The 1,014-nt window shown below is 41.9% G+C and carries 1 protein-coding gene; it reads left to right on the top strand.

Annotation, left to right across the window (positions count from 1 at the left end; all coding sequences use genetic code 11):
* On the top strand, positions 1-1,014 hold a 1,014-nt coding region (locus K7G76_RS15325; protein WP_456237536.1), incomplete at both ends, for an HYR-like domain-containing protein.

Here is a 1,014-nt window from a genome sequence, read left to right as displayed (position 1 = left end):
GTGACTTGACAGCTAACGATAACTGTGCTGGTGATATTACAGTTACCGGTTCTGATTCTACAGATAGTTCGGATCCTTGTAACATTATTATCACACGTACTTGGACGTTTACCGATGCTTGTAACAACTCAAGTTCTGTATCACAGACTATTACGGTGGCTGATACCATTGCGCCAAGTATTACAACTGTTGCTGCAGACCAAACCGTATTATGTGATGGATTTGGTAATACACAAGAATTTCAGGCTTGGCTTGATACCAATGCAGGTGCAAATGCAATAGATAATTGTTCATCTGTTACGTGGTCAAATGAGATATTAAGTGTAATTGATCAATGTGGAGAAACTTCAAGAACACTTGTCAGGTTTACAGCTACTGATGCTTGTAATAATACAAATACAACAACAGCTTTATTTACAATTATAGATCTAATCCCTCCAACAATTGATGTTGAAGCATCTGATTTAACAGTCGAATGTGATGGATCTGGTAATACAGCTGATTTAAACAATTGGTTGTCTAATAATGGTGGTGCCACAGCAACTGATATATGTGGAAATGTCACATGGACAAATGACTTTACTGGTCTATCAGACGATTGTGGTGAGACGGGTTCTGCTACGGTTACCTTTACAGCTACCGATGATTGTGGTAACTCTAGCTCAACTACTGCTACTTTCACAATTGAAGATACCATTGCGCCTGTGGCTCCTAGTACGCCTGCAGATACCTCTTACGAGTGTATCGCGGATGTGCCTGCTCCGGGTGACTTGACAGCTAACGATAACTGTGCAGGTGATATTACAGTTACCGGTTCTGATTCTACAGATAGTTCGGATCCTTGTAACATTATTATTACACGTACTTGGACGTTTACCGATGCCTGTAACAACTCAAGCTCTGTATCTCAGACTATTACCGTAGCCGATACCATTGCGCCTGTGGCTCCTAGTGCGCCTGCAGATACCTCTTACGAGTGTATTGCTGATGTGCCTGCTCCGGGTGACTTGACAG

It is taken from the genome of Hanstruepera marina, from assembly GCF_019880635.1.
GTDB lineage: Bacteria > Bacteroidota > Bacteroidia > Flavobacteriales > Flavobacteriaceae > Hanstruepera > Hanstruepera marina.
Note: the sequence above shows the minus strand (reverse complement) of the source record. Positions and strands in the feature narration are given on the sequence as shown.